Genomic DNA, 17,832 nt, shown 5'->3' on the forward strand with positions numbered 1-17,832 from the left:
GGTAGGGTTCACCGCGCACTCCCCGTGGGGAGTTTGCCTCCGTAGCTCAGGGGATAGAGCACTGGTTTCCGGTACCAGGTGTCGCAGGTTCGAATCCTGCCGGAGGCACACATCAGACTGGCCGGCACGAGCGTGGGCCTCGGCCTCGCCTTGTTATCGTCTCGGCACATGATGCTCACTTCTCGGAAGTCCCTGTCGCTCACCGTTGCCATGGCAACGGCTGTGGTCGCCCTCTCCGCCACGCCTGCTCACGCCGCCATCGGCTACCGCACGGATCCCAGCGGTGACGCGACCGGTTACTCGTCGACAATCACCACACGGGCCAACGCCGACTTCCTCAAGACGGCAACCTGGAAGTCGTCGGGACGCGTCTATGTCAAGGCGTGGTTCAGGAACCTGACGTCAGGCATGAGCGGCAGTGTCCACTTCGTGGGCCTCATCGGCTCCAGGACCACCGAGGTCGGCCTGTCCCGTGGCACAGGCGGGCCCGTCGCTTACCTCATCGTCGGTTCGACCCCGAGGTGCGCGTCGAGCATGCGCCGCACCGTCGACCTGACCAAGAACTCCGTCACGATTTCCGTACCGACGTCATGCATGCCCGCGGGCACGTGGCGGCCCGCCGCCACCAGCGTGGCCTTCAAGAACAACACCCACCACGCCAAGGACAGGGCTGCTGTGGCTGCCGTGTTTGTTCGCTGACGGGCCTCGGAGCATCGACCTCGGATCTGGGTCCTAGAGTTCCGCGCGTGACGACCATCGGGACTCCCCTCTCCCCCTCCGCCACCCGCGTGCTGCTCCTCGGATCAGGCGAGCTGGGCAAGGAAGTGGTGATCGAGCTCCAGCGCCTCGGTGTGGAGACCATTGCCGTCGATCGGTACGCCGACGCGCCGGCCATGCAGGTCGCGCACCGCAGCCACGTGATCGACATGCTCGACCCGGTCGCAGTGCGCGCCGTGATCGAGCAGGAGCAGCCGCACTGGGTGGTGCCCGAGATCGAGGCGATCCACACGCCCACGTTGCAGGACCTCGAGGCCGAGGGCGTCACCGTCGTGCCGACGGCTCGCGCTGCCCGCCTGACGATGGACCGCGAGGGCATCCGGCGGTTGGCGGCGGAGGAGCTCGGGCTGGCCACGTCGCCGTACCGCTTCGCGGACACGCTGGAGGAGTTCGAGGCCGCCATCGCCGAGGTCGGCACCCCGTGCGTGGTGAAGCCGGTGATGTCGTCGTCCGGCAAGGGCCAGTCGGTCGTGCGCGGCTCGGAGGACGTCGCCCACTCATGGGAGTACGCCCAGGCCGGCGGTCGGGCCGGTGCGGGTCGCGTGATCGTCGAGGGCTTCATCGACTTCGACGAGGAGATCACCCTGCTCACCGTCAAGCACGCCAGCGGCGACGGCGGGCCCGACGTCATCTCGTTCTGCGCGCCCATCGGGCACACCCAGGTGGACGGGGACTACCGCGAGTCGTGGCAGCCGCAGGCGCTGTCCGACGTCGTGATCGAGAAGGCGCAGCAGGCATCGGCTGCCGTCGTCGCGAACCTCTGTGGCGAGAACGGCCGCGGGCTCTTCGGCGTCGAGCTGTTCATCCGGGGCGACGAGGTGATCTTCTCCGAGCTCTCACCACGCCCCCACGACACCGGTCTGGTGACCCTCGTGTCGCAGGACCTGTCCGAGTTCGCGCTGCACGCCCGCGCCGTGCTCGGCCTCCCGATCCCCAACATCCGCACCCGTGGCGCCTCGGCATCATGCGCCGTCCTGTTCGAGGGCGAGATCGAGGCACCGCGGATCGCCGGGGTCGAGGCCGCACTGGCCGAGCCGGACACCGGCATCCGGCTGTTCGGCAAGCCCGCCGTGTCCGGTCGCCGCCGGATGGCCGTCACCCTCGCGCTCGGCGACGACGTCGACGAGGCGCGGGCAAAGGCCCGCCGCGCCGCAGCACACATCCGCGTCGCCGACTGACCTCAGCGACTGGCATGATCGCCTTCGAACTCGGGTGGGGCGAGTCGAGAGGAACGCAGTGGAGATCCACGTGGCACTGCGCCAGATGGTCGACCAGCACGGCGTCGGCCTGCTGTCGGACGCGGCGACGTTCCGCGGTGCGCTCGACGACTACTTCCCTGAGGGCGCGATCACCGCTGGCGAGGTCAACCTCCTCGTCGACAGCGTGCGTCTGGGCGCCGTCGACATCCTCACGCGCCTGACCGACCACGGTGCCGACCCGGCTTCTGCGCTCCAGTCGGCCGCCGAGATGTTCGCTCGCGACCGCGGCGGCCTGGACCCGGCTGCGGCCAGGTGGGCCTGCAGCGTGGTGGGGCACGCCATCGGCAAGGTGCCTGAGGAGGAGGTACGACGCCCCGGTCGACCGACGTCCTCCGTCTCCCCCGCGACGTCCCCCGCGACGTCCCCAGCTCCGCTCCCCGCTCCTCCGACGCTCGCCGCACTCCCGACCGCCGCTCCACCGCCGGCACCGCCGGGTGTGCCCCTCGTGCCGCCGCTGGCGCAGCCGCGGGTCATGGCGCCTCCTCCGGCACCCGTGGCGGGCCGGCGCAGCAATGCGGGGAGGATCCTGTGGACCGTCGTCGTCGCCCTGCTCGCGGTCGGGGTTGCTGTCGGCACCGCGTTGCTCCTCATGAGCCGGGACAACGATGCGGCTCGCGCCGAGGACTCCGAGGCAACGAGCACGGCCACAGGATCAGCCGGTACGTCGGACGCGGTCTCGTCGCCCACGGAGTCACGTTCGAACGAGGTACCCGTCACCGGCGGCCCTGAGAGCGCGCCGCTGACAGGCACCTGGGCAGGCCCGGTGACGGAGCTCGACGACGACGGCGCCGCTCAGGTCGACCTGGTGCTCGTCCTCGGGACCGGCGCGGTCGGTGACGTGATCGGCACCTCCACCTACGACCTGGGGGACGACGTCTGCCACGGCGAGCTCACCCTTGCGGGCACGGACGCCGACGGCCAAGACCTGCGCGAGGACATCACGGACGGACCCTGCGTGCCCATCGGCAGGATCCACCTCACCGCCAACGACGACCGTTTGCTCTTCGACTACACCGCGACCAAGAAGGACGGCGGGGTGCAGCGGGTGTCGGGAGAGCTGGTTCGCCGGTGACTGATCACCGCACGCGCAGCTCGTCCCTGGTCGCAGCAACAGTCGCGGTCCTCGCGGTGCTCACCGGGTGCTCAACCGATGCCGGCACCGGATCGCGAGCGAAGCCCACGGCTCCGACAGCCTCCTCGTCGAGTCCAACGACGGCGACGGCCTCGGCGACCGTTCGTCCGGCCCCGGCGCCGGCGCCGGTGCCGGTGCCGGTGCCGGTGCCCAGCGAGTCCGATCCTGACCCGCGCTGGCAGTTCTTCTCGAAGGACAAGCACTGGTACCGCTCTCCGTGGTTCGCCGGCCAGCACCAGATCATGATCGGGTTCGGCTGCAACGACTCCCCCTGGTACGCCCCGGACGCACGGTGTCCCGGCAGTGACGGGTTCCACCACGGCATCGACATCGCCATGCCGTGCGGCACACCGCTGCGCGCGGGAGGCGCTGGCGTCGTGCTTGCTCCTGACGGCCCCGGAGCGCCCGGCGCCGCCTACGGCACCGAGCCGTTCCGCATCCGGGTCAGCGAGGCTTCAGGCAGCTACGACGTTCTCATCGCGCATGCGGATCAGGTGATGGTGAAGTCGGGCGAGAAGGTCCGCCGACGCCAACGGCTCGCCCAGGCGTCCGACTCGGGCGCACCTGACGGATGTCACCTGCACTTCGAGGTGCGGCCGGCCGGTCGCGGCGTCGACGCCGCCGTGGATCCGTCGCCCTGGCTGCAACTCACCTCGGACTGACGCCTACCCTCCCTCTGTGCCCGACTCCCCACCCGATGCGCGCAGCCTCGTCACCATCCACACCGACGGCGCCTGCCTGGGCAACCCCGGCCCGGGCGGCTGGGGTGCCTGGCTCCGGTACGGCGAGCACGCCCTCGAGCTGTACGGCGGCGAACCCGACACCACGAACAACCGGATGGAGCTGATGGCTGCCATCCGCTCGCTGGAGAAGCTGAGCCGGCGCTCGACCGTCGACCTCTACACGGACAGCAGCTACGTCCGGAACGGGATCCTGTCGTGGGTCGTGAAGTGGAAGGCCAACGGCTGGCGCACCTCGGCCAAGGCGCCCGTCAAGAACGAGGACCTGTGGCGACGGCTCGATGCCGCCGCCGAGCAGCACGACGTCAGCTGGCACTGGGTCAAGGGGCACGCCGGTGACCCGGGCAACGAGAAGGCCGACGAGCTGGCCGGTCGTGGTGCCCGGGAAGCCCGCGAAGCAGGCGTCGAGGTCAACAGCGCCTAGCAGTGCTTGATGGTGGCGTCCTTGCGGGCGTCGTTGCCGTAGCGCTTCGCCACGGCCGTGTTCGGGATGACCACGCTCGCGCCACCGATGTTGCCGATCGCGCCGGGCAGCACGCAGGTGGTGATCTTCGCGGGGTCCACCTGCGCGACGGCCTGGGCGATCCGGAACAGCTCGGCCGGCGAGACCCCCTTGGTGTGCAGGTGCTTGAGCACGTTCAGCACGCCACCCTCGATGAATCCGGCCTCGGTCGCGCGCTCGGCGACCCGGCGCTGGATCCCCCGCAGCACGCGCTGCTGGTTGGCCGAACGATCGAAGTCACCGGCGGGCAGCGAGTGCCGGATCCGACCGAACACGACCGCCCTCATTCCGTTGACCTTGATCCTGCCCTTCTTGAATCCCTTGGGATTCAAGTGCTCGTCGGAGAAGGCGCGCGGGTTGTTGACCGTGATGCCACCGATGCTGGTGACCAAGTCGGCCAGCCCGCTGAACGTCGCGAGCATGACGTAGTCGGGCTCGATGCCGACCAGCTTGCCGACCGTCCGGCCGAGCAGCTGCGGGCCGCCGAAGTAGAGGGAGGCGTTGACCCGGTTCGACCCCACGCCCTGGATCGGCACCCAGCTGTCGCGGGGAATGCCGATGGCGGTGGCCGCTCCGGTCTTCGTGTTCATGCCGATCAGCTGCAGCGCGTCCGCACGACTGTGGAGCGGATCCTCCCGCGGCCGGGTGTCGGCGCCGACGGCAAGGATCCACACCACGTCAGGATCGACGTCGACGCCGGCCGTCTTCTCGAGCTTGACCAGGGTGTACTCGGTCGGGGCCGGGGTGCTGTCGGGCACGACCAGGGCCAGCAGGCCCAGCAGCGTGCCCAGGAAGACCGTCCGGGTCACCTGTCGGATTCGGGAGCGCATGTCAGGCACCTTCCTCGCCGCGACGGACATCGAAGCCGAACACCTTCCACGCACCCTTGACCGGCGTGAGCAACAGCCGCCCGGCGACCAGGTCGGTGCGCTCGACACCACCGGTCATGGCGATGCCGAGCCGGAACCGGACGGTCGCACCGGCGACCTTCCCCTTCGGAGCAAGGACGTCGACGCGGACCAGACGCTGCGTGACCTCGACCGCCTCCAGGTCGGCGCCGACCTCTGCGTTGCTGAGGATCGCCTGCTGCCTGGTCGCCAGGGCCGCTGCGTCCTTGGTGAAGTCGGCGAACGCGGCCGCGAAGTCCGAGCGGGGGTAGTCGCCGGCGTACGCGCTGTCGAACCAGCGGTCGACGACCTCGGTCACCTGGGCCAGCACCTCGGCGGCCGCGGCATCGCTGAGCGCACCCTTCACCGAGCCCAGCTGGGCGTCGGTCGGGATCGGCTCCGTCGCGGACGCGCCGGACGGGCCGGACGGGCCGCCCTTGTCGGCCGGGTCGTCGTCGCCACCCGAGCAGCCAGCGAGGGCCAGGGTCAGGGCGAGCAAGGCCGCGCACAGTGCCGTTCCGGTCGACCGATCTCGTCTGGTTCGCACTGCCTGCGGCCCCCTTCGGTTCAGCTCAGAATTGCTCGCCGAGTGTCTGATGCGTAACACCTTGCCTCAAAGGGTGACCGAGGGGCGGTATTTGCCTCGGCATGGGACTAGCCTTGCCACTCGACAGCCACCCGCTATCGGCGGCGGGTCGGCCCAGCTCATCGGAAGAGGCGAAGCACGTCGTGACGCAGTCGTCAGACCAGTCCACCGGATCTCCAGTACCCGAGGGATTCGGAGCCAACGAATGGCTCGTGGAGGAGATGAAGGACCAGTTCGAGGCCGACCCGAACAGCGTCGATCCGGCGTGGGCCGCCTACTTCAAGGGAGCAGGCGGAAACGGTACGAAGCCTGCCGCTGCTGCTGCGCCTGCCGCACCTGCCGCCCCGGCGGCGCCCGCTGCTGCACCCGCCGCCCCGGCCGCCACCGCGCCGACCCCGAAGGCCACCCCGGCCCCGCAGGTGAGCCCGGCCTCCTCGACGACGCCCACGCCTCCGAAGGAGGACGGCACCAAGCCGACGCCGAAGGACGCCCCGCGTCCCGCGCCGGTGGCTGCGAGTGACGAGCCGACCCTGACCGTGCTCCGCGGCATCCCTGCGGCGACCGCGAAGAACATGGACATCTCGCTGTCGGTCCCGACCGCGACCTCGGTGCGCAACATCCCGGTCAAGCTGCTCTGGGACAACCGCATCGTCATCAACAGCCACCTGACCCGCGCTCGCGGTGGCAAGGTCTCCTTCACGCACCTCATCGGCTACGCCATCGTCAAGGCGATCAAGGCCCAGCCGGCGATGAACAACACCTACGACGAGATCAACGGCAAGCCGACCATGGTCACGCCGTCCCACATCAACCTGGGCCTCGCGATCGACCAGCAGAAGAAGGACGGCACGCGCCAGCTCGTCGCGCCGTCGATCAAGGCGTGCGAGTCGATGGACTTCGCGCAGTTCTGGACGGCGTACGAGGAGATCGTCCGCAAGGCCAAGGACAACAAGCTCACCATGGAGGACTACACCGGTACGACGGTGAGCCTCACGAACGTCGGTGGCCTCGGCACCAACAACTCCGTGCCGCGCCTGATGCAGGGCCAGGCCGCGATCATCGGCGTCGGCTCGATGGACTACCCGCCCGAGTTCCAGGGCGCGTCCGAGGAGACCATCGCCCGCAACGCCATCTCGCGCATCATGACGATGACGTCGACGTACGACCACCGCGTCATCCAGGGCGCGCAGTCGGGCGAGTTCCTCGGCCAGGTGCACCGCTACCTGCTCGGCCAGGACGGCTTCTACGACGAGATCTTCCGCGCGCTGCGGATCCCCTACGAGCCGATCCGCTGGAACAACGACATCGCGACGTCCCACGACGACGAGATCGACAAGCAGGCCCGGATCCTCGAGCTGATCCACGCCTACCGCGTCCGCGGTCACCTGATGGCCGACACGGACCCGCTCGAGTACAAGCAGCGCAGTCACCCCGACCTGCGCATCGAGTCGCACGGGCTGACCCTGTGGGACCTCGACCGCGAGTTCCCGACCGGACAGTTCGGTGGCGGCAGCCGCCGCTTCATGAAGCTGCGCCACATCCTCGGCATCCTGCGCGACTCGTACTGCCGCACCACCGGCATCGAGTACATGCACATCATGGATCCCGAGCAGCGCCGCTGGATCCAGGAGCGCGTCGAGCAGCCGCACACCAAGCCACCGCGCGAGGAGCAGTTGCGGATCCTGCTGAAGCTCAACGAGGCCGAGGCCTTCGAGACGTTCCTGCAGACCAAGTTCGTCGGCCAGAAGCGCTTCAGCCTCGAGGGTGGCGAGACCACCATCCCCGTGATCGACGAGATCGCCGAGGCGGCGGCCCAGTCGGAGCTCGACGAGGTCACCATCGGCATGGCCCACCGCGGCCGCCTCAACGTGCTGGCCAACATCGTCGGCAAGTCCTACAACCAGATCTTCCGCGAGTTCGAGGGCAACATCGACCCGCGCACGGTCCAGGGCTCGGGCGACGTGAAGTACCACCTCGGCGCTGAAGGCGAGTTCGTCGCCGGCACCGGGGAGACCATCAAGGTCTCGGTCGCCGCGAACCCGTCGCACCTCGAGACCGTGGACCCGGTCCTGGAGGGCATCGCCCGCGCCAAGCAGGACGTGCTCGACCAGGGCGAGGCGTTCCCGGTCCTGCCGCTGCTCCTGCACGGTGACGCAGCCTTCGCCGGTCAGGGTGTCGTCGCCGAGACGCTCAACCTGTCGCAGCTGCGCGGCTACCGCACCGGCGGCACGATCCACCTGGTCATCAACAACCAGGTCGGGTTCACCACGTCCCCCGGTTCCTCGCGTTCCACGCTCTACTGCACCGACGTCGCCCGCATGGTCCAGGCGCCGATCTTCCACGTGAACGGCGACGACCCCGAGGCGTGCATCCGGGTCGCGCGCCTGGCCTTCGAGTACCGCCAGGCCTTCAAGAGCGACGTGGTCATCGACCTCGTCTGCTACCGCCGCCGCGGCCACAACGAGGGTGACGACCCGTCGTACACCCAGCCGTTGATGTACGACCTGATCGAGCAGAAGCGCTCGGTCCGCAAGCTCTACACGGAGTCCCTCATCGGTCGTGGCGACATCACGATCGAGGAGGCCGAGCAGGTCCTGCGCGACTACCAGCTGCAGCTCGAGCGGGTCTTCACCGAGGTGCGCGAGGCCGACACCAAGCCGTCGGAGTGGACCACGGTGCCGGACTACCCGGACAAGCCCGAGGGCGAGACCCAGACAGCCATCCCCATGGAGGTCCTCAAGCGGATCGCGGACGCCTACGTCAGCCCGCCCGAGGGGTTCACCGTTCACCCGAAGGTGATGCCGCAGCTGCAGCGTCGCGCCGCGTCCATCACGGCGGGCCCGATCGACTGGGGCACCGGCGAGATCCTCGCATTCGGCTCGCTCCTCATGGACGGTCGCCCGGTGCGGCTGGCCGGCCAGGACTCGCGTCGCGGCACCTTCGTGTCGCGCTTCGCGACGGTCATCGACCGGATCAACGCCGACGAGTGGACGCCGCTGTCCAACCTCACCGAGGACCAGGCCAAGTTCTTCGTCTACGACAGCCTGCTGTCGGAGTACGCCGCCCTCGGCTTCGAGTACGGCTACTCCGTCGCCCGCCCCGAGGCCCTCGTGCTCTGGGAGGCCCAGTTCGGCGACTTCGTCAACGGCGCCCAGTCCGTGATCGACGAGTACATCTCCGCAGGCAAGACCAAGTGGGGCCAGGACTCCGGTGTCGTGCTGCTGCTGCCGCACGGCTACGAGGGCCAGGGCGCCGACCACTCCTCCGCACGGATCGAGCGGTTCCTCACCCTGTGCGCCGACGAGGCGATGGTCGTCGCGCAGCCGTCCCACCCGGCGTCGTACTTCCACCTGCTGCGCCGGCACTCGCTCGGCGGTGAGCACAAGCCGCTCATCGTGTTCACGCCGAAGTCGATGCTCAAGCGCAAGGAGGCCGCGGCACAGCCGGAGGACTTCACGTCGGGATCGTTCCGTCCGGTGATCGGTGACGACACGGTCGATGCCGCCAAGGTCACCACGGTGCTGCTGGTGTCCGGTCGCCTCACCTGGGACCTGGTCGTCGAGCGCACCAAGAGCGCCCGCGAGGACGTCGCGATCGTGCGCGTCGAGCAGCTCTACCCGTGGCCGGTCGAGGAGATCAAGGCCGAGCTGGCGAAGTACCCGAACGCCAAGGTCAAGTGGGTCCAGGACGAGCCGTTCAACCAGGGCCCGTGGCCGTCGTACCACCTCAACGTGGTGCCCGAGCTCGGTCGCCCGGTCGAGCCGATCACCCGTGCTGCCTCGTCGACCACCGCGGTCGGCACCGCGAAGCGGCACCTCGAAGAGGCCAAGGTCCTGATCGGCAAAGCGTTCAGCTGACCATGTACTTCACCGATCGCGGGATCGAGGAGCTCGAGAAGCGCCGGGGTGATGAGGAAGTCACCCTGGCGTGGCTCAGCGAACGGCTGCAGGAGTTCGTCGACATCCACCCGGACTTCGAAATCCCGGTCGAGCGGTTCGCGACCTGGCTCGCACGGCTGGACGACCCGGAGGACTGAGTCCCCCGGGCCGTCCGCGCGGGTCTCGAGACGGTTGCTGCGCAACCTCCTCGACCAGCGGGGTGGCGGGAGCTACGCGACGGACTCCGAGAGTCCGATCCTCCGGTGCAGCACCCGCAGCGGCTTCGGCGCCCACCAGGCACGTTCGCCGAGAAGGCGTACGCCGGCCGGGAGCAGCACGCCCCGGACGAGGGTGGCGTCGATCAGGATCGCCAGCCCCGTCCCCAGCCCGAAGAACTGGATGAAGCTCACCGAGCTGACCAGGAACGCGAAGAAGCTGATCGCGATCAGGGCCGCCGCGGTGCTCACGATCCGGCCGGTGTGCGCGAGGCCGTGGACGAGCGCCTCCTCGTTGCTGAAGCCGGCGTCACGCATCTCCTTGATCCGGCCCATCACGAACACCTCGTAGTCCATCGACAGGCCGAAGGCGACGCAGAACAGCAGCACCATCATCGAGCTGTCCATCGGTTGCGGGGTGAAGCCGAGCAGCCCGGACAGATGGCCGTCCTGGAACACCCACACCATCGCACCGAGCGTCGCGCCGAGGCCGACGGCGTTGAGCAGGAGGGCCCGGATCGGCTGGATCACGCTGCCGGTGAACAGGAACAGGATCACCATCGTGGTCAGCACCAGCCAGCCGACCACAGCGGGCAGGCGCTGACCGATGCCCTCCATCTGGTCCTTCAGCTCCGCGGTGGCGCCACCGACCAGCACCTCGGTGCCTGCCGGAGGTGCGACGTCCCGGACCGACTGGACCAGGTCACGTGCCTGGCTCGAACGGGGGTCGAGGTCGGTCACCACCGCGAGCAGGTCGGCCCCGTCGCCGTGCCGTACGTCGACGCGAACCACACCCGGCAGCGCCCCCAGCTCTCCGCTGTACGACGCCAGGTCGGTCTCGGCCAGCGGCGAGGTCGTGACGACGTCGATGGGGTGGGTGCCGTCGCCGCCGAACTCCTCGCGGATCAGGTCGCCGGCCTGCCGACTCGACGCGCTGGTGGGCAGCACGCGGTCGTCGGGCGTGCCCAGGCTGATCCCGGCGAGCGGAAGGGCCATCACACCGAGGCCGACCAGCACGGGCAACGCGCTCAGGATCGGGCGGCGTGCCACGAACCGGGCCAGCCGAGCCCAGGCCGGAGCCTCCTCACCCCGGATGCCCCGTACCCCGGGCACCCGCCAGGCATCGATCCGGTCGCCGAGCAGGGTGACGGCGGCGGGCAGGATCACCACGGCGCTGAAGGCGGTGATCAGCATGACGCCGATGCCGGCGTAGGCGAAGGACCGCAGGAAGTACATCGGGAAGAGCAGCAGGGAGGCCAGCGCGACCGCGACGGTGGTCGCGCTGAAGGTGATCGTCCGCCCGGCGGTCTCGACGGCCCGGCGTACCGCTTCCTCATGGGCTCGGCCGGCCGACTTCTCCTCACGCACCCGGGCCACCATCAGCAGGCCGTAGTCGACCGCGAGGCCGAGGCCGAGGCCGGTCGTCAGGTTCACCGCGTAGATCGACACATCGGTCATCGACCCGAGGATGGAGAGCTCGGCAAACGTGCCGAAGATGGCTGCGACACCGACGGCAAGGGTCACCAGCGCACCGACGACATTGCCGAAGGCGAGCACCAGCAGGACGAGGATGAGCGGGATCGCGATGCTCTCGGCGAGCCCGAGGTCCTTGCCGATCTGGCCGCCGATCTCCTCGCCGACGATCTCTCCCCCGCCGACGACGACCTTGATCGCGCCGTCGGCGCCCTTGTAGGACTCGAGCACCGCCGCCGGATCGGCGTCGGCGCCGTCGGCGGTCGACGCGGTGACCAGCGCGTACCCGCCGTCGACCGAGCGCAGTGGACCCGCTCGCGCGTCGAAGTACGACGTCACGTCGGCCAGGTCCGGATCGGCGCGCAACCGATCGGTGAAGGCCTTGCCGGCGTCAGCGACGGCAGGCGCATCGACATCGCCGCCGTCCGCCTCGACCACGAAGACATAGTCCGCCGCACCGGAGAACCGCTCGGCCAGGACGCTCGCCGCGCGGCTGCTCTCCGACTCGGGGTCGTCGAACCCGTCGGTCTGCAGCTTTCCGAACGCGCCGAGGCCGACGTACGCCGCCAGCACCACGCCCAGGATCCCGAGGCCCAGCACCCAACGTGCCCGCCCCGTCACCAGCACTCCGATCCACCGGAACATCGCCATCACCTTCCATGTGTACGCCCGTAAACTTTACGAGCGTCAACTTGGCATGAAATGTGTGCGGGTGTCAACATGTATTCCGTGAACACCTCGACCGCGGCCCGGAGCAGCTATCACCACGGCGACCTGCGCAACGCGCTGGCGCGGGCCGCGGCCGACCTCGCAGCAACCGGCGGTCCCGACGCCGTCACCATCCGTGGCGCCGCGCGCGAGGTCGGCGTGACCCCCACCGCTGCCTACCGGCACTTCTCCAGCCAGGCCGACCTGCTGGCGGCGGCCCGGGAGCTGGCCATGGACGGGATGGTCGTGGCGATGGCCGACTACCTCGGCAAGGTCCCGACCGACGCCGATCCCGTCCAGCGTGCGATCGCCCGGCTCGGCTCGACCGGACGCGGCTACATCCGGTTCGCACAGGAGGAGCCCGGCATCTTCCGGACCTGCTTCACCGGACAGCTGCGCGGGGCCAGTGACCCCGACCCCGGCCTCAACGCAATGGGGCCCTACGAGCTGCTCGGACAGATGCTCGACGAGCTCGTCGAGGTCGGCTTCCTCGCCCCCGAGGACCGGCCGGGAGCCGAAGCCGGCCCCTGGGCCGCGGTCCACGGGCTCGCGCTGCTGATCATCGACGGCCCGCTGCGTGACTTCGGTCCCGCCGAACGCGAGGCCGCGATCGAGCAGACCCTGGCGATGACCGTGCGCGGGCTCGCGACCGGCCCCCGCGGAAGGTCCGCTTCCCACTAGGGTGACGCGGGTGAGCGACGAACTCATCACCTATGCGACCTGGGGCGAGCGGTTCTTCTCGACCGCCGTCACCACCGACCGCGTCCTGAACGGCGTGAACGTCCTCGCCGGGCGCCCGATCGAGGTCGGCCCGATCGGCGTCGGCCCCGGACGCATCGCCAAGGTGATCGCCAAGGGCCAGATCGGCACGGCGACCGGCCAGCGGGTCGACACCCTGCCCGTCACGTTCAACGTCGAGCTGCCGGTGACGCTGAAGTTCACCCTCGACCTGGCCATGGACAAGCTGGACTTCGACGCCGACATCACCGTGCCCCTGGTGATCACCGCGCACGCCTGCGCCGACCTCTCCATCCAGCTCGAGGTCGCTCCGCCCACGCCGGCCCAGGTCGTCGTACGCCTCAAGGCCCAGGGCCTGCGCGCATCGATCACCAGCAGGGCCGCGAACGTCGAGGGCGAGCTGCGCCGCTTCGTCGCCAAGTACGTCGCCCGCGAGCTCGGCCAGCCCTACGTGCAGCAGGCCACGGTCATCAACGTCGCCGGTGCGATCGAGGGCGCCGCCGCCCGACTGGTGCCCCGCGAGGAGAGCCCGATCGCCGCCGAGCTGACCGATGCCCTTCCCGCCGCAATGGAGGCGGAGCTCGCGCACACCGCCCAGCTGTTCATGGAGGCCGGCGAGGGCGACGGGGAGTCCCAGGGGTGAGCCTGTATCCCCCCGCGCCGTGGCACATGCACGGCTCGCTCTGGCTGTCCGTCTTCCGGATCGCCGAGGACGTCGATGAACGTCACCCGGCCGGGACGTACGGCGTCGCGCTGGTCTCCTACGAGGAGCCGAGCCCGCTGACGTACCACGAGCTCCTGCTCGCCCGGACGACCAAGGCGGCCGACGGCAAGGGCGCCGTGACCATCACCGACATCTGGGTCGACTCCGCGGCGTCGCAAGCCGGTGGCCGCGAGCTGTGGGCGATCCCGAAACAGCTGTGCGACTTCGACATGGAGAGCAGCTTCCGCGGCCCGCTCACCTCGACCGACTGGACGGCCCTCGACCAGCGGCGACCGATCGCCGACGCGACCTTCACGGACCTCTCCCGCGCCGCACCCCGCGTGCCGTTCACCGGTCGTGTCGTCCAGCCCGGCATCGCCGAGCACCCCGAGACGGCGAACGTCGTCATGAAGGGCAGCGCGAAGGCGCTCCCCTGCCGCGCCCGTTGGTCCTTCGCGAGCGACGGCCCACTGGGCTTCCTCGGTCAGGCGCGTCAGCTCGGCTCGCTCCGGATGTCGTCGTTCCGGCTCTCGTTCGACTGACCACCTGACCCCTGGGCAGCCGACCGGCTGTCAACCATCGTTTTCGATGTCTCCGGTCACGTAACACGGATCACGTGCCGCGGTTGGTCGGGGTGTTCCCCCCACCCGTGGCATGCCGTGATCTCGGCCGGCGCCGCTGCGGGCTCCAGCAGCTCTCACAGATCGCAGGGGTAGTCCCATGGCCATTTCCAAGAAGAAGAAGTTCGCCGTCGCTGGCGGTGTCGGCGCACTCGTCATCACCGCCAGCGCCGCATTCGCGTACTGGACCAGCACCGGCTCCGACGACGCCACCGCACAGGTCGCCGACGAGAACTCGTGGACGGTACTGATCGACGACGCCACGATCGGCGACGGCACCACGCTGACGCCCGACGGCGACACCGACACCATCTCCTTCACCATCAGCAACGACGAAGAGGGCACCAAGCAGATCACCGGTGTCTCTGCCTCGGTCGCGGTCACGGCGGCCGGCTGCTCCGACGCCGACTTCGCCATCACGAACCTCACCGACCTGGTCGGCGACGACGTGGCCGGCGGCGGCTCTGTCGGCGGCACCTTCGACGTCCAGATGATCGACACCGGCGCCAACCAGGACGGCTGCAAGGGCGCGACGCTGACCTACACCGTCGACGTCAGCTGACGCTGATTCCCTGCTGGATCTGACGACCGACGCGACCGAGAGGCCATCATGTTGAAGCACTGGACCGGGAGACCACGTCTCCTGCTCGCACTGCTCGCTGTCCTCCTGGTCGCGTCGGTCGGATCCGCTCCCCTCCGTACGGCGTCCACCACCGTCGGCACGGAACTCACCCTGACCGCCACCCAGAGCACCGTCGGTGTCGCGATCGGCGGCAACGCGGTCGTCGCGGTCGCCGTCAGCGGACCCGGATCGCTCCTGGGACCGGTCAACCTGTCGGTCACCGGCGCACCGTCCGCCTCGATCGTCACGATCCTCCCGAACCTGGTCCCCGCAGGCCTCCCTGCGGTGATCTCGGTCCTCACGACCGGCTCCACTCCGGTCGGTACGTACTTCCTCAAGATCACCGCGACCAACGGCGCCAGCACCACCTCCGTCACCGTCAAGCTCGTCGTGACGCTCCCGACCGGCTTCACGATGACCCTCGCTCCCCCGTTGCGGACCGTGGTCGACGGCGAGACGACGTCCTTCGCCCTCAGCATCAACCGAGGACTGCTGGCCGGGCCGATCGGCCTGACCGTCTCGGGCGTCCCCCAGCACGCCATGGCCACCGTGAGTCCGTCGCTCTCGCTGCTCGGGAACAGTGCGACGATCACGATCCGCACCGCGACCAACGTGCTCCCCGGCACCTACCTGATCACCGTCGCCGGCAAGTCGCTGCTGTCCTCGGCCACCGCTTCGGCGTACCTGGTCGTGCTGCCGCAGACCTACCCGGACTTCCCGATCTCCGGCGAGCCCGACCGTGAGCTCGCACCCGGCGCACCGGCCGGCGCGATCGACGTGGAGATCACCAACCCCTTCAACGCGGCGATGACCGTGTCGAACCTCGGCGTCACCGTCGAGGGCACCGACACCAGCGCCCAGCCGGGTGGTTGTGCGGTCAGCAACTTCGAGATCCTCGCGTACGGCGGCCCGGCGACCTTCGTCGTACCGCCGAACAGCACGCGCAAGCTCTCCGACCTCGGCATCGCGCGAGCGAACTGGCCCGCGATCCGGATGCTCAACACGTCCGCCAACCAGGACATGTGCAAGGGCGTCCAGGTCGATCTGCGCCTCAACGCGAAGGGAGATGGTGCGTGATGAACGCCCGTCGCGTCTCCTCGTCCCGCAAGCGCCCGGCCGCCGAGCGACGCAACAGCCGCCCCCAGCCCCGCCACCTCGCCCGCGCTCGCCACGGACTGCGGCACGCCCGGATCGAGGTGATCGGTGTCGTCGCCGTCTCGGTGGCAGTGTTGCTGGTCCTCGCCGGCACCGTCGTCGCGTACTTCGGCGCCACCGGCTCCGACACCGCCACCGGCGGCGTGGGCGCGCTCTCGGCGCCCACGAACGTCACCGCCACGCAGGTCGGCACCACGGCGAGCGTCCAGGTCGGCTGGACCGCCTCGGCCGGAACGCCTGTCCCACAGGGCTACTACGTCACGCGCACCACGGGAGTGAACACCGCGAATGCCTGCGGCAGCTCCCCCACCAGCCTGATCACGAGCACCTCATGCACCGACACCTCGGTCGCCAACGGCGCCCACTCCTACCGGGTCACCGCGGTGTACCGGTCCTGGACCGCCACCTCGGCGCCCGCCAACGTGACCGTCACCGTGATCGTGATCGCGCAGCCTGTCATCACGAACATCCGCCCCACCAATGGCGCCTTCGGAGCGACCTTCGCGGCGATCTCGTGCACCACGAACAACGACCGCCGGGTCTGCGCCAACGTCACCACCCCGGCGGGCTCGATCACTTCGGTCACGGTGCAGATCACCCGTGCCTCGGACGGCCGTTGCTACGACGGGAACGGCGCAGCGGAGAGTGACTGGACGACTCCCGCCTGTGCGTCGATCGCCATGACCGGAGGCCCCACCTTCGCCACGGACCGCCTGTTCAACCCCAGTTACGCCGAGGACGACGTCTACACCTTCACGGTGACGGCGACGAACAGCCTCGGCGGTACCGCCACGGCCTTCACGACGCGCGCCATCGACAGCGCCCTCCCGACCGGCTCGCTGTCACCGACCATGACGACGACCGGGACCAACGTCCAGCTCACTGCGAGCGACCTCAACGGGATCGCCTCGATCTCGTACCGCGTCGACTCGAACGCGGGGGCATTCACGACGGTCACCGGACCAGGTCCGCTCACACTGCCGACGCTCGCACCGGGAACGCACGAGATCGACTACTTCTTCACCGACAACGCGGGCCGGTCCTCGACCACCGTCAACAACGCCGTCGTGACGGTCGATGGCGCAGCCCCGACGGTCAACGGCTTCGTTCCGGCTCCCGGCACGACCGGCGCGACCTTCGGGGACGTCGACTGCACCCTGGGGAGCAGCAGCCTCCGCCTGTGCGCGAACGTCCTGGAGAACGGGGCCAGCGGACTCTCCACCGTCACGTACCAGCTCAAGCGTCAGTCCGACGGCAGGTGCTACGACGGCAGCGGGGCCAACCCCTCGGACTGGATCGTCGCCTGCAACAACCTGGCCATGGCCGCAGTGGGCCTCGCGCTCCACCGGACACCGGTCATCCTGAGCGCAGGCTTCAATGCCGCCGACACCTACGTGTTCACCGTGACCGCGACCGACAACGCCGGCAACGTCGGCACGGCGTTCTCGACGTTCATCCTCGGGGCAGCGGCCCTGCAGGCCCCGCCGAGCGCGCCGGCAGGGACCTCCTCCGACGTCCAGGCTGAATAGCCGCCCGAACCGGTCGCGTCCCGGCCGACAGGACCGGGGACCTCACTCAGCGTCGAGATCTCGCTCGACAAGAGCGGCAACCGCCGCCACGTCGGACTCGACCTCGCCCGACACCTCGACATGGTCGCCGTGGCCGGCGCCGAGGGTCATGATCAGCAGGGCCGAACTGGCATCCACGGCCTCGTCGCCCGGGAGCCCGATCAACACCTCGGACCCGAGTTCCTCGGCGGCCTCGGCGATGATGCCGGCCGGGCGGGCGTGCAGGCCGACGGCGGAACCGACGGTCACGGTGATGGTGTGCATGGGAC

Annotated in this window: 18 protein-coding genes and 1 tRNA gene; 15 read left to right on the top strand and 4 right to left on the bottom strand. The window is 69.5% G+C overall.

All coding sequences use genetic code 11. The features are described from left to right. Nucleotides 1-35: 35 nt before the first annotated feature. The 7 genes from ASD84_RS02290 (at nucleotide 36) to rnhA (ending at nucleotide 4,332) form a co-directional block, all read left to right on the top strand. A tRNA-Arg gene (locus ASD84_RS02290) sits at nucleotides 36-108 on the top strand. 24 nt (nucleotides 109-132) lie between these two features. After that, nucleotides 133-699: a hypothetical protein gene (locus ASD84_RS02295; protein WP_156391535.1), complete on the top strand. Its 567-nt coding sequence runs from the start codon at nucleotides 133-135 to the stop codon at nucleotides 697-699. 47 nt (nucleotides 700-746) lie between these two features. Then, nucleotides 747-1,955: a formate-dependent phosphoribosylglycinamide formyltransferase gene (purT, locus tag ASD84_RS02300; protein WP_056706278.1), complete on the top strand. Its 1,209-nt coding sequence runs from the start codon at nucleotides 747-749 to the stop codon at nucleotides 1,953-1,955. A 58-nt stretch (nucleotides 1,956-2,013) separates the two neighbouring features. Then, entirely contained in the window at nucleotides 2,014-3,108 is a 1,095-nt protein-coding gene (locus ASD84_RS02305; protein WP_056706281.1) for a hypothetical protein, read from the top strand. Nucleotides 3,109-3,175: 67 nt separating this feature from the next. Then, nucleotides 3,176-3,337: a hypothetical protein gene (locus tag ASD84_RS24960; RefSeq protein ID WP_156391536.1), complete on the top strand. Its 162-nt coding sequence runs from the start codon at nucleotides 3,176-3,178 to the stop codon at nucleotides 3,335-3,337. Further along, on the top strand, nucleotides 3,315-3,830 hold the full coding sequence (locus ASD84_RS02310) for a M23 family metallopeptidase (RefSeq protein WP_156391537.1): 516 nt from the start codon (nucleotides 3,315-3,317) through the stop codon (nucleotides 3,828-3,830). Before ASD84_RS24960 ends, ASD84_RS02310 begins: the two co-directional genes overlap by 23 nt. A gap of 16 nt (nucleotides 3,831-3,846) precedes the next feature. Continuing rightward, nucleotides 3,847-4,332, top strand: coding sequence for a ribonuclease HI (rnhA, locus tag ASD84_RS02315; protein WP_056706285.1), 486 nt, complete (start codon nucleotides 3,847-3,849; stop codon nucleotides 4,330-4,332). Here the strand turns inward: rnhA and ASD84_RS02320 are convergent. Both ASD84_RS02320 and ASD84_RS02325 read right to left on the bottom strand, forming a co-directional pair. Beyond that, entirely contained in the window at nucleotides 4,329-5,240 is a 912-nt protein-coding gene (locus ASD84_RS02320; protein WP_056706288.1) for an LCP family protein, read from the bottom strand. The genes rnhA and ASD84_RS02320 overlap by 4 nt on opposite strands. Before the next feature lies 1 nt (nucleotide 5,241). Beyond that, nucleotides 5,242-5,796, bottom strand: a complete 555-nt coding sequence (locus ASD84_RS02325) for a hypothetical protein (RefSeq protein ID WP_056706290.1) — start codon at nucleotides 5,794-5,796, stop codon at nucleotides 5,242-5,244. A 308-nt stretch (nucleotides 5,797-6,104) separates the two neighbouring features. Here ASD84_RS02325 and ASD84_RS02330 point away from each other — a divergent pair, with 308 nt between their 5' ends. Both ASD84_RS02330 and ASD84_RS25405 read left to right on the top strand, forming a co-directional pair. Beyond that, nucleotides 6,105-9,740: a multifunctional oxoglutarate decarboxylase/oxoglutarate dehydrogenase thiamine pyrophosphate-binding subunit/dihydrolipoyllysine-residue succinyltransferase subunit gene (locus ASD84_RS02330; RefSeq protein WP_235531077.1), complete on the top strand. Its 3,636-nt coding sequence runs from the start codon at nucleotides 6,105-6,107 to the stop codon at nucleotides 9,738-9,740. Between the two features lie 2 nt (nucleotides 9,741-9,742). Continuing rightward, nucleotides 9,743-9,919: a DUF6104 family protein gene (locus tag ASD84_RS25405; RefSeq protein ID WP_182380276.1), complete on the top strand. Its 177-nt coding sequence runs from the start codon at nucleotides 9,743-9,745 to the stop codon at nucleotides 9,917-9,919. A gap of 72 nt (nucleotides 9,920-9,991) precedes the next feature. Here ASD84_RS25405 and ASD84_RS02335 read toward each other — a convergent pair whose 3' ends face one another. Continuing rightward, on the bottom strand, nucleotides 9,992-12,094 hold the full coding sequence (locus ASD84_RS02335; protein WP_056710553.1) for an MMPL family transporter: 2,103 nt from the start codon (nucleotides 12,092-12,094) through the stop codon (nucleotides 9,992-9,994). An 84-nt stretch (nucleotides 12,095-12,178) separates the two neighbouring features. On the opposite strand from ASD84_RS02335, the gene ASD84_RS02340 reads away from it, so the two are divergent. From ASD84_RS02340 to ASD84_RS02365, 6 genes are all read left to right on the top strand, one after another. After that, on the top strand, nucleotides 12,179-12,838 hold the full coding sequence (locus ASD84_RS02340) for a TetR/AcrR family transcriptional regulator (protein ID WP_056710554.1): 660 nt from the start codon (nucleotides 12,179-12,181) through the stop codon (nucleotides 12,836-12,838). Nucleotides 12,839-12,848: 10 nt separating this feature from the next. Then, nucleotides 12,849-13,538, top strand: coding sequence for a hypothetical protein (locus ASD84_RS02345; protein WP_156391539.1), 690 nt, complete (start codon nucleotides 12,849-12,851; stop codon nucleotides 13,536-13,538). Next, on the top strand, nucleotides 13,535-14,140 hold the full coding sequence (locus ASD84_RS02350; protein ID WP_056706296.1) for an acetoacetate decarboxylase family protein: 606 nt from the start codon (nucleotides 13,535-13,537) through the stop codon (nucleotides 14,138-14,140). Before ASD84_RS02345 ends, ASD84_RS02350 begins: the two co-directional genes overlap by 4 nt. A gap of 178 nt (nucleotides 14,141-14,318) precedes the next feature. Next, nucleotides 14,319-14,780 (top strand): hypothetical protein, encoded by a 462-nt coding sequence (locus tag ASD84_RS02355; RefSeq protein WP_056706298.1) that lies wholly within the window; start codon nucleotides 14,319-14,321, stop codon nucleotides 14,778-14,780. 48 nt (nucleotides 14,781-14,828) lie between these two features. Next, nucleotides 14,829-15,917, top strand: coding sequence for a hypothetical protein (locus ASD84_RS02360; RefSeq protein ID WP_056706300.1), 1,089 nt, complete (start codon nucleotides 14,829-14,831; stop codon nucleotides 15,915-15,917). Further along, the gene (locus tag ASD84_RS02365; RefSeq protein WP_056706302.1) at nucleotides 15,917-17,524 is read left to right on the top strand and encodes a hypothetical protein; all 1,608 of its coding nucleotides are present in this window, start codon (nucleotides 15,917-15,919) and stop codon (nucleotides 17,522-17,524) included. Before ASD84_RS02360 ends, ASD84_RS02365 begins: the two co-directional genes overlap by 1 nt. Nucleotides 17,525-17,566: 42 nt before the next feature. Here ASD84_RS02365 and ASD84_RS02370 read toward each other — a convergent pair whose 3' ends face one another. Next, on the bottom strand, nucleotides 17,567-17,827 hold the full coding sequence (locus ASD84_RS02370; RefSeq protein WP_056706303.1) for an HPr family phosphocarrier protein: 261 nt from the start codon (nucleotides 17,825-17,827) through the stop codon (nucleotides 17,567-17,569). Nucleotides 17,828-17,832 lie beyond the last annotated feature (5 nt).

Origin of the sequence: Nocardioides sp. Root682, assembly GCF_001427795.1 — a bacterium.
GTDB lineage: Bacteria > Actinomycetota > Actinomycetes > Propionibacteriales > Nocardioidaceae > Nocardioides.